Origin of the sequence: Streptomyces sp. NPDC058469 (assembly GCF_042721125.1) — a bacterium.
Classification (GTDB): domain Bacteria; phylum Actinomycetota; class Actinomycetes; order Streptomycetales; family Streptomycetaceae; genus Streptomyces.
In genome coordinates, this window is record NZ_JBHXME010000254.1 from 1 (window position 1) to 10,448 (window position 10,448).

Here is a 10,448-nt window from a genome sequence, read left to right on the forward strand (position 1 = left end):
CCCGTGCGGTCCGGCCGAAGCCTTTTCAGTCAGGGAGTCACCGCCCGAAAACCCCTACGCGCCCGCCCCTCCGGAGGATAGGGGGAGGTTTAGGGGTCAGCATCCGCGCTCCTCTGATTATCGTGCCATTGGCCGATGGTTCGGATGGAAACGGAGTTCACCGTGGATTTCAGTCTGTTCTACTTCGCCGACACAGGAAACGCTACGCAGAACAGATATGAGCTCCTTCTCGAAGGTGCGCGATTCGCCGATGTCCACGGATTCTCAGCCGTGTGGACACCTGAGCGTCATTTCCATTCCTTCGGCGGTCTCTACCCCAATCCCGCGGTGACCTCGGCCGCCGTGGCAGCGATCACCGAGCGCGTCTCCATTCGCGCCGGCAGCGTGGTCGCCCCCTTGCACCACCCCGTCCGGATCGCCGAGGAATGGTCGGTCGTGGACAACCTCTCCGGGGGCCGCGCCGGGGTCTCGTTCGCGTCCGGATGGAACGCCGTGGACTTCGCCCTGCGGCCGGAGAACTTCGCCGACAGCAAGCGCATCCTCGTCGAGACCGTCGAGACCGTGCGGCGCCTGTGGCGGCAGGAGGAGCTGGAGTTCACCGACGGCACCGGGGCCGCCTCCTCCGTGCGGATCTTCCCGCCGCCGATCCAGCCCGAACTCCCGATCTGGCTCACCAGCGCAGGGTCGATCGAGACCTTCCGGCAGGCCGGCGAGCTGGGCGTCGGGGTGCTCAGCCACCTGCTTGGGCAGGACCTCGACGGCCTCGCCGGGAAGATCCGCGCCTACCGGGACACCCACGCCGAGCACCACGGCACCCGCGGCCATGTGGCCCTCATGCTGCACACCTACATCGGGACCGACCGCGACGAGGTCAGGCAGCTGGTACACGACCCTTTCAGCGCCTACCTCCGCAGCTCCATCGGCCTGTTCGCGCGGGCCATCAGCGCCGACATGCCGGGCGTCGACCTGAACCGGCTGACGCCCGCCGACGTCGACTTCATCATCTCCCGCTCCTTCGACCGCTACTTCGACACCGGCGGCCTGTTCGGCACGGTGCAGGACGCGGTGAAGACGGTGAAGGCGCTGGAGGACATCGATGTCGACGATCTCGCCTGCCTCATCGACTTCGGTCTCGACACAGGCGTCGCGCTGGAGGGCCTGAGCCGCCTCGACGAGGTCCGTCGGCAGCAAAACTGATCGCGTTCAGGTCCCGGGAACCATCGCATATCTCATCCAGTGCCTGGCGCCATCGGGGGGTGCGTGTCACGTTGAAACGCCAAGCTGAGTTCGAAATCCTCTCTTCGCTTCTGTCCGACGTCCTGCACGGTAAGGGCGGCGCCGCTCTGATCACGGGGCTCGGCGGCTACGGCAGGACCAGTCTGCTTCGCACCTTCGGCGAGGAGGCGACGGCACGGGGCGCCGTTTTCCTCGGCGCCTCCGCGACGCGCGCCGATGACGATCCCGCCGAACTTTTCGGTCAGCTCCTGCTGCATCCACGTATCCCGTCATCGGCAGCCGAGTACCTGTCCGAAATATGGGTGGAGGGGGGCCGCCCGCCCTCGGCGGCGCAACTGCACCGGTTCTGGCGGCCCGTCCAGGAGCTCGCCGACCGCACCCCGGTGGTGATCGGCATCGACGACACCCACCACGCGGGCGCCGAGGTGCTGCGGAGCCTGCTCTACCTCACCCGGCGACTGGAGACCGCGCCGATCCTCATCGCGATGACGCTGTCATCCTGCCCGCTCGACGAGCGTCCCCAGTTCTCCGCCGAGATGAGCAGCCAGCCCCACTGCCGCCACATACGGCTGGGACCGCTGCCGCCGCCGGCCGCCGCCGACGCCGTTCGGCGCGCGCTGCGGCCGATCACGCAGGACGTCAAGCCGTCCGGGTTCGTCCGGCTCAGCGCAGGCAATCCGCTGTTGCTGTCCGCGCTCGTCGCCGACGCCCGCGCCTCCCGGCCCCCGGCGGGGACCTCGGTGCCGGGAGGCCACTTCGCGACGGCCGTGTGGCGGCTCCTCCACCGGGGGCATCCGACCGTCGCCGAGCTCGCGCGGGCCGTCGCCGTCCTCGGCGACGTGGCCACCCCCGGACTGCTCGCCGAGATCCTCACCATCGACCCGACCGTCGCCGTCCAGGGGCTCCAGTCCCTCGAGGCGTCGGGACTGCTGCTCGGCGACGGGTTCCGCGCCGACGCCGCCCGCGACGCCGTCCTGTCCAAGATCCCGGCCAAGCGGCAGGCCGAGCTGCTGCTGCGCGCGGCGGCCGTACTGCGGGACGACGGCGCGCCGCCGACCCGCCTGGCCGCGCTGCTGTCGAAGGCCGGCGACATCGACGAGCCGTGGATGGTGGACGTCCTCCGGGACGCCGCCGGCCAGGAGGAGCGCGGCGACTTTCCCCGCGCCGTCCGCTACCTGCGGCTGGCCCGGCAGGCCTCCGCGCGGGGCGGGCCGGAGCACGCCCAGATCACCTCCGATCTGGCCGCCGCCGAATGGCAGATCGACCCGCTCTCGGTCGTCCGGCTGCTGCCCGACCTCGACGAGGCGGCGAGAGGTGGCAGGCTCACCTCCTCGCAGACCGAGAACCTCGTCACCTGTCTGCTCTGGCACGGTCAGCGCGAGAACGCCCTCGCGCTGCTGGCCAGCGGAGTCGACCTCGGCGCCCCGCCGGACTGGGCGGAGGGGTTCCGCTCCTGGCTGTACCCGTCCCTCGTCCCCGAGCAGGCCGGCCCGCCCGACGACGTCCGGACGGCCGGGACCGCGGCCATCCCCGGCATCGAGATCGACGACCACATGCTCATCACGGCCGAGCAGTCGCTGCTGAACACCCGGCTCGACGACTCGGCGCTGGTCCCCGCGCTGTCGGCCCTCTCGATGCTCGTCTACACCGATCGCTTGGACCGTGCCGGAACCTGGATCGACATCCTGTTACAGGCGGCCGAACGCCGCGGCTCGGTGACGTGGCGGGCGCTGCTGTCGACCGCGCTCTCGATCATCGATCTGCGCCGCGGCGACCTCACCGCCGCGGACGCGCACGCCCAGCGCGCGCTGTCGCTGCTGTCGAATCGCAGCTGGGGGATGGCGATCGGCCTGCCGCTGTCGAGCGCGGTGAATGCCTCGACCGACCGGGGCCGCCATGACGAGGCCGCGGCCCTGCTCGCGGTACCGCTCCCCGACGGCATGTTCGAGACCCTCCCCGGCCTCTACTACATGTACGCGCGGGCCGGGCACCACGCCGCCATCGGCCACCATCTGACGGCGCTGGCCGACTACGACTCGTGCGGCGAGCTCATGCGCTCCTGGGAGATTGACCAGCCCGCGCTGATCCCGTGGCGGAACGGCGCGGCCCTGGCCGGTCTGCGGCTCGGCCGCACCACCTACGCCCGCGCCCTGCTGGCCGAGCAGCTGGCGTTGACCGAACCGTGGGATCTGCGCACGCGCGGCGCGACCCTGCGGATCCATGCCATGCTGTCGCACGGAGCCGATCGGGTGGCGATGCTGCGCCAGGCGGTCGCGGCTGCCGAGCAGACCTCCGACCTCGTCGGCCTGGCGACCGTCCTCATCGACCTGGGCCGGGCCCAGCGGGCGCAGAACGACCTGGCCGGCGCCGAGGCCACCTGGCGCCGGGCGGGCGCGCTGATCGCCCGTACGGGGATGAAGACTCCGTCCGATGCTCCGTCGCAGGCGCGGCCCACCGGTGACGACCGGGCGGGCACGATGGAGCTGAGCGACGCCGAGCAGCGGGTCGCCTCGCTGGCGGCGGCAGGCTACTCCAACCGGGAGATCGCGACCGAGCTCTGCATCACCGTCAGCACCATCGAGCAGCACCTCACCCGGGTCTACCGCAAGCTGAAGGTGAGCCGGCGCCCGCACCTGGCCAAGGCTCTGGACGGCCTCACCTGACCTATCCGGCGAGCGCCCGGAACCTGCTGCGGTGGAAGACCAGCGGGCGCTCGCCCTGATAGTCGGCTACGGCCCGAACCTCCAGCAGGACGACGAGGTGATCCCCGGCGAGGATCTCGTCCGCGACCACGCACTCCAGCCACGCGACCCCGCCCGGCAGCAGCACCGCGCCGCTGTCGACCGGGGCCCACTCGACCCGCCCGAACCGCTCGGCGGCGGGCCCCGCGAGGTCGCGGCAGATCCCGCCATCCCCCTCGGCCAGGACACTGATCCCGACCGCCGGGCTCTCCCGCAGCTCCGGCCACGTCCGTGAGGTAACCGATACGCACACCGACACCAGGGCGGGCTCCAGCGATACCGACGTGAACGAGCTCACCGCCATTCCGGCCGGTGCGCCGTCGCGGAGCGCGCACACGGCGACGACGCCGCTCGGGAAGCCGCCCAGTACCGTCCGCAGATCCCGCTCGTTGGTCACCGCACGCAGTCGCGGCCGTCGCTCTGCCATCCCGCCCCCTCGTCATCGCGCCCGGACAGGCCGTCAACGAACTTCCGCCAGGCGTCCCGCTCCCCCGAGGTCAGGGCTCCGGCCCCGCTGACATCGGGATGTGACGGAGGCGGCCCGGCGCGTTCCGGCTGGGGGACGAGGAAAGGGACATTGGCCACGGCGAACACACAGCCCTGGCATTGCCCGGCGGAATCCAGCACCATTCCGCCCGGCATCCGGACAATCGGTCCCACCATGCCTCCCCGCCACCTAGACAATACTGCAACCCTAACCACCCGCCCTTAAGAACCCCCAAATCACCGCAGCGAATACAGGAATCGTCATAGGCCATGCGATCTCGGAATCATGAATGCCGAGCAGAGCGGCCGACCGGAACGTGTGCGGGGGTCTGTACGCATAGTGATCGAGACGATGACGCCGACAGCGCGCGGCAGCCCAGGTGCGAGCGCGGGCGGCCTCTCCGCCGGGCGCCATCAAGGCCACGCGGTGTGACACCTGCTCCACCAGCAGCTTCTTCGTCTACTGGCGCTCCCCGCCCCCACCCATCAGCCGCGTCAACAACCGGGTGTCATGACGCGCTGACACGGACAGGGCCGTGGTGATGAACGCATCGGCGACTTGCCGGCGCCCGGTCGTGGATACGGGAAAGGACGACGGAGCCGGGATCAGCAGCCGGGCCTCGAATTGTCCCGTTGATTCAAGGGTGACTTTTACATCAAGGAAGTCGAGCCAACAGTGCGCGAGGGGGAACCATGCCTTGTAAAGGGATTCCTTCGCGCATGCGACGCGATATGCGGCAGAACGCCCCGGAGTAAGGGAGCGTGCGGCTCGGCGTCGATGCCCATGGACATCAGATCGGTGTCTCTTGCCACTGCGGCCGCTCCGTGTCCAGCGCAACGGGTGAGGGAACCTGTGAACCCGTAAGGCCGGACAGGGGCGCCGCGCTCGTCGGGAAGGAGGGCAGCCGGCGGGGCGGAGAGTGATGCCAGAGCTCGCCGGGCGCAAGCTCTGGCTGCAGCGAAGTCACGACGCCGACCGGGAACCGCGCGCGACCACCGCTTCTTCGGCATCGTAGAGCGGAGCTTCGCTGAACTCGTCGCCGAAAGCCTCTGCGGCAGCCGCCTGCGCCGGCAGGACGGCTTCGATCATGGATGTGACGGAGTGGACAGGATGAGCTGGGACACCTCGGCGACGACCTTGTCTGCGCGGGCCGTCAGATAGAAGTGGTCGCCCTTGAAGACGCGCATCGAGAAAGTGCCGCTGGTGTGCTCGCGCCAGGCCTTGGCCTCCTCCAACGTGGTCAGCGGGTCCGCGTCTCCGACGAAGGCGTGGATCGGACAAGTGACGCGAGGGATGCCGACGGGTCGGTAGGTCTCGATGGCGGTGTAGTCGGCACGCAGAGCCGGCAGGAAAAGGCGGCGAGTTTCCGGATCGGCGAATGTGGCGGGGTCCGTGCCGCCGAGCGCAGCGACGGTGGCGATGAGCCCGGCGTCGTCCTGACGGTGCACGGCCTCCTCTCGGATGCGGGAGGGTGCGCGCCTGCCGGAGACGATGAGCCCGGTGAGCGTCTCGTTCAGCTCTGCTTCCATCAGCCTCGCCACCTCGAACGCGAGCGCGGCTCCCATGCTGTGACCGAAGAACCAGGTGCGGCCCACCTTGCCCTTGGGCAGGGCGCGGAACACTTGGGCGGCCAGGGTGTGGATGTTGCTGATCGCGGGTTCCCTGTGCCTGTCCTGACGCCCCGGGTACTGCACGGCCAGGACCTCCACTTTTCCTGCCAGCGCACGAGAAACCGGGAAGTAGTAGCTGGCTGCCCCGCCCGCGTGAGGGAAACAGACCATTCTCGGCGCCGGCTCGTCCGCAGGTTGAAAGCTGCGTGCCCATGCCGACGCGTGGTTTTGGGGGATTACCGACATCAGCCGAGGTCCTTGGATTCGGTGTTTGGCGAAGAGCGACAGCCTCCAGCCCTGCTTTCAGCCTTCAGCCGGGTCCCGCTGGACGGCAACCCCTACGGCCTCCTACCTCACCCCCTCTCCTTCCGGACCTGACTCGACAGGGCAGTCACGCTTCGTCCATGACGAATCACACAGAGTGATAAATCTCCATTCTTTGCCATGCTTTGATATTTTGTTCCGTTCTGTTCTATGTGAGTTGCTAAACTACGCCTAGTGAGGTACACGGGACACGCATGTGTCCTTTGTGTTAATCGGGGGTTCTGTGCGGCGAGTCTCACTTGGCCTCGATCGGGCATGGCAACTACTTCACACGGGGGTTTGCTGTTATGTTCTTCGTCGAATACGGTGAGGCGTCCCGTATTCTGCGGGATTTAATGTCGCTGTCTGCCGCCGGAAATGGTCAGCTCGTTCTTGTGAGCGGCGCATTAGGAGGCGGCAAAACGCGCCTTCTTCATGAATTCTGGAAATCGGCATCAGGACATGACGCACTCGTGCTCTGGGCTACTGGCTCACGCGCCGAGCAGGGACTGCCGATGGGGGTGGTCGATCAGCTGATTCATCACGCGGATCTTCCGAATGACGTCACCGACGGTATATCCCGGCTCATCGGCCGGTCCTTTCAGGAGTTCGGCGCTCCTACGTTCGACTCACCGGCCGAGTTACCGGCGCTGCGGGAAATCTGCCAGATGCTGTTGGAGCTGTGCACCGAGAGACACGTCGTGATTTGCGTCGACGATCTGCAGTTCGTGGACCCTGCCTCTCTGCAGGTTCTGCTCTACCTGCAGCACAGGATGAGGTCTCGGCGCCTGTTGGTGATCCTCAGCGAATGGGAGTATCCGTGGGTTGCCCAGCCACCGTGCCGGGCCGAGGTCACCCGGCAGCCACACCTGCGGATCCAGCTGAAACTGATGACCGAGGAAAAGATCCGCTCGTTGCTCGCAACGATCACTGATCCGTCTACCACCGCCTGGCTCGCACGCAGGCTCCACCACCTCAGCGGCGGCAACCCGACCCTCGTCAACGCCCTGGTCGAGGACTTACAGCTCGCAACGGAACACGAGGGGGCGCCTGGTCCCGGTGTGGGTAAACGGTTCGGCCGGGCCGTCGTGACCTGTCTGCACCGCGGGGAACCCCAGATGTTCGACGTAGCCTGCGGCATTGCGGTGCTCGGCGAGCACGCCTCCCCTTCGCGGCTCAGTCGGCTGCTGGATCTCGATGCGGCACAGGTCGGGCATTCGATCGAGGTCCTCACCCGGGCCGGTCTCATCCGCGCCGACCGCCTGGGCTCCTGCGAGGTCGCTTCCGTAATCCTGGCCGGCATGTCGGCCGAGGAACGGTCGGCGATGCACTTGGGCGCTGCCGGCCTGTTGTACGACGCCGGAGAAGACGCTGCCGATGTTGCCGCGCATCTGCTCGCCGCAGCCCGCGCGGACGGCGACTGGGCTCCGCGAGTGCTGTCCGAAGCGGCCGAACGGGCCCTGGGCAAGGGGGACTCCACGACCGCGCTCAGCTGTCTGGGCCTGGCGCTGGACGCGGCCGACGACGCCGACCAGCGTCGCGTGGTCCTGCGGCAGCTGTTCAAACTCACACTGCAGACCAATCCCACCGCCGCGCTCTCGTTCCTGTCGCTACTCCGGGAGGCGCTGCGCGCGGGCAGGCTCATCGACCGGGACGTAGTTTCCCTCGTACGACTCCTGGTGTCCCGCGGGGACGCCGACGGCGCGGTGAGTGTCATGGAAGACGCCATGACGAGCGGCATCGCCCTCGGTCAAGAGGCACGCTTAGAACTCGAGTTGACGTTCCGGCGCTGGTACGGCGCCGCGTGCCCGCCGTTCCTCACCTCGGACAGTCTGCGAGCCTGGTACACCAAGGCCTCCGGTATCGGGGCACCGCGCCTTGACACGGGCCAGATCTTCGCCCGGGTGTGGGTCAGGGGTGGCGACGAGGAGAGCGCGGAGGCGGCCGAGCAGGTGCTCCGGCAGAGCAGACTGGGCGTCAGGCCGCTGGAGACGATGAGCGCGGCAATTCTTGCCTTGGCCTACGGAGGCCGGTGCGACAGGGCGCTGTCCTGGTGCGACGAGCTGATCGAGCATTTCGGCGACCGGGGTGCCACGGCCTGCCTGGCTGAAATGCAGGCTGTACGGGCCGATGTGTGCTTGCGCAGTGGCGATTCTGACGCCGCGATCGAGCTGGCGCAGAACGCGGTCACGCTGCTTCGGAACGAGGGCTGGGGCCTGCTCGTCGGGTACCCGCTGTCGGTTCTCATCGAGGCCAACCTCGAACTGGGCCGAGTGCGGGAGGCTGTGGACAACGCCGCGCGGCCCATACCGGAGGCGATGCTGGAGACGGCCGTCGGTGTCCGCTATGCGCACGCCCTCGGACGACTGGCGATGGCCAGTGGCAGGATCACCGAGGCTCTGGACTACTTCCACGCCTGCCGCCACCGGCTGGATGTGTGGAACGTGCAGATGGGCGTGCCCGTCCCGCTGCCCGCCAGCACGGCCGAGGCCCTACTGATCAGGGGCGACAGGACCGGCGCGCGCGAGGTGCTCCAGGACTGGCTGGAGCAGCCTGCGTGCCGGGACGGCAGGACAGCGGGCATGGCACTGCGTCTACTGGCCGCCACCGCGGAGCAGGACGAGCGGGTGCGGCTGCTGCTGCGCGCGGTGGACCGGCTCAGGACCGCTGGCGATTCCGTCGAACTGCTCCGGGCGGAAAGGGAACTGCAGCACACCTACGACGGCGTCGGCCAGCGCTTTGAACCACGGGATGACATGCGTCCGGGCCAGCCCGAAAGGGTGCCCCATCAGGCCGGCAGCAATTCTGTCGGCGATCTTGAGGAGCTCAGCGAGGCTGAACTGCGGGTAGCGAGGCTTGCCGCGATAGGACGCTCGAACCGCGACATCAGCCGCGAACTGTGGATCACCGTGTCCACCGTGGAACAGCATCTCACCCGGGTCTACCGCAAGTTGAGGATAAGCGGCCGGTCCAAGCTGTCGAAGCTGTTCGGTCCTATGGCGATGTGCGGACCGCAGTAAGTCGCCGAATAAGAGGACCAATGAGGGAAATCGGGGGTCGATTCACTGAGGGTTTTCCAACATCACGGTGATGCGTGGTGGAGGACAAGGACGGCCTTGACGATGTCGGTGATGCGGTTGGTGCTGCAGCGGAGTTCAGGCTACCCGAGTTGATCGAGCGTCGTTCGAATTCGACCGAACTGATATGACCGAGTGCGGAGTGACGGCGCCGGTTGTTGTATCTCCATAAAACAGTTCCCGCTTGATGCTGGCGAAGAATGACTCGGCAAGTGCATTGTCGTAGCTCGATCCGACTCCGCGCCTGCCGAAAAACTCATCCGTCCTGGTGCGGGCTGGTATACGGGTGGCGTCGAACGCGGGCGCTCGGGCGGGTGCTCTGGGCACCTGGTGAGTGCCCCGGCAGGATGATCTGTCGTGCTGCTTCGACTTGCCTATCTGGGTGTGGCGAACGTGTTCTCCCTGCTGCGGCTGCTGCCGGTGAGCAACCAGGACAAGGACGCGGAGATCCTCGCGCTGCGTCATCAGATCACGGTGCCGGAACGCCAACTCGGCCGGGATCGGGTGCGGTTCGCCCTGAGTGACCGGGTGTGCCTGGCCGCGCTGCTACACCGGCTCCCGCGCGGTGTGCTGCGCCGGGCACGGCTGCTGGTGCGCCCGGACACTGTGCTGCGCTGGCACCGTGACCTGGTCTCGCGTCGCCACGCGGCCCGTTCCCGGCCCAAGCGTGCGGGTCGGCCGCGTACGGTGCGCTCGATCCGCGTTCTCGTGCTGCGTCTGGCGCGGGAGAATCCCGGGGGGCGCATCCACGGCGAACTGCTGGTCCTGCGTGTACTGCTTCGCCCGCAAGTCGCACAGCTACCTGGACCTCGACACCGGCCTCGGCTTCGGCTTCGGCTTCGGCTTCGACTCGCAGATCGTGGTCAAAGTGAACGCGCCGGACCTGCTGCGCCGCCAGTTCGGCTCACGGCGCTGGCTCGGCGAGCACATAGCGATGGGCACGAACGTCGACTGCTACCAGCGCGCGGAGGGCCGCTACCGGCTGATGCCGGGC

At 68.0% G+C, this 10,448-nt stretch carries 7 protein-coding genes and 3 pseudogenes; 4 read left to right on the forward strand and 6 right to left on the reverse strand.

The genetic code is table 11. The features are described 5' to 3' along the window. The first annotated feature begins 144 nt into the window (after positions 1-144). Together ACFWP5_RS49890 and ACFWP5_RS49895 are read left to right on the forward strand one after the other, a co-directional pair. Positions 145-1,197, forward strand: a complete 1,053-nt coding sequence (locus tag ACFWP5_RS49890) for a MupA/Atu3671 family FMN-dependent luciferase-like monooxygenase (protein WP_384173261.1) — start codon at positions 145-147, stop codon at positions 1,195-1,197. A 71-nt stretch (positions 1,198-1,268) separates the two neighbouring features. Next, positions 1,269-3,899: an AAA family ATPase gene (locus tag ACFWP5_RS49895; protein WP_384173244.1), complete on the forward strand. Its 2,631-nt coding sequence runs from the start codon at positions 1,269-1,271 to the stop codon at positions 3,897-3,899. 1 nt (position 3,900) lies between these two features. On the opposite strand, the gene ACFWP5_RS49900 is transcribed toward ACFWP5_RS49895, so the two are convergent. From ACFWP5_RS49900 to ACFWP5_RS49920, 5 genes and pseudogenes are all read right to left on the reverse strand, one after another. Then, positions 3,901-4,404, reverse strand: coding sequence for a flavin reductase family protein (locus tag ACFWP5_RS49900; RefSeq protein WP_384173247.1), 504 nt, complete (start codon positions 4,402-4,404; stop codon positions 3,901-3,903). A gap of 519 nt (positions 4,405-4,923) precedes the next feature. Continuing rightward, a complete protein-coding gene (locus tag ACFWP5_RS49905; RefSeq protein ID WP_384173250.1) occupies positions 4,924-5,301 on the reverse strand; it encodes a 4'-phosphopantetheinyl transferase superfamily protein in 378 nt (125 codons plus the stop codon). 29 nt (positions 5,302-5,330) lie between these two features. Next, positions 5,331-5,474, reverse strand: a pseudogene (locus ACFWP5_RS49910) (hypothetical protein); the annotation flags it as partial. Next, entirely contained in the window at positions 5,428-5,553 is a 126-nt protein-coding gene (locus tag ACFWP5_RS49915; protein WP_384173253.1) for a hypothetical protein, read from the reverse strand. The pseudogene ACFWP5_RS49910 and the gene ACFWP5_RS49915, both read right to left, overlap by 47 nt. Beyond that, entirely contained in the window at positions 5,550-6,320 is a 771-nt protein-coding gene (locus ACFWP5_RS49920) for a thioesterase II family protein (protein ID WP_384173256.1), read from the reverse strand. The genes ACFWP5_RS49915 and ACFWP5_RS49920 overlap by 4 nt, the downstream gene beginning before the upstream one ends. A 365-nt stretch (positions 6,321-6,685) precedes the next feature. Between ACFWP5_RS49920 and ACFWP5_RS49925 the strand changes: the two genes are divergently transcribed. After that, the gene (locus ACFWP5_RS49925; protein WP_384173258.1) at positions 6,686-9,397 is read left to right on the forward strand and encodes an AAA family ATPase; all 2,712 of its coding nucleotides are present in this window, start codon (positions 6,686-6,688) and stop codon (positions 9,395-9,397) included. 124 nt (positions 9,398-9,521) lie between these two features. Here ACFWP5_RS49925 and ACFWP5_RS49930 read toward each other — a convergent pair. Continuing rightward, positions 9,522-9,700: pseudogene (locus ACFWP5_RS49930) on the reverse strand (IS3 family transposase); the annotation flags it as partial. Between the two features lie 319 nt (positions 9,701-10,019). Between ACFWP5_RS49930 and ACFWP5_RS49935 the strand changes: the two are divergent. Then, a pseudogene (locus ACFWP5_RS49935) lies at positions 10,020-10,448 on the forward strand (hypothetical protein); the annotation flags it as partial.

Bases quoted from the DNA above. Each gene is read 5' to 3' on its own strand.
- ACFWP5_RS49900 (WP_384173247.1), bottom strand. From the start codon at position 4,404: ATGGCAGAGCGACGGCCGCGACTGCGTGCGGTGACCAACGAGCGGGAT.
- ACFWP5_RS49920 (WP_384173256.1), bottom strand. From the start codon at position 6,320: ATGTCGGTAATCCCCCAAAACCACGCGTCGGCATGGGCACGCAGCTTT.
- ACFWP5_RS49915 (WP_384173253.1), bottom strand. From the start codon at position 5,553: ATGATCGAAGCCGTCCTGCCGGCGCAGGCGGCTGCCGCAGAGGCTTTC.
- ACFWP5_RS49925 (WP_384173258.1), top strand. From the start codon at position 6,686: ATGTTCTTCGTCGAATACGGTGAGGCGTCCCGTATTCTGCGGGATTTA.
- ACFWP5_RS49890 (WP_384173261.1), top strand. From the start codon at position 145: ATGGAAACGGAGTTCACCGTGGATTTCAGTCTGTTCTACTTCGCCGAC.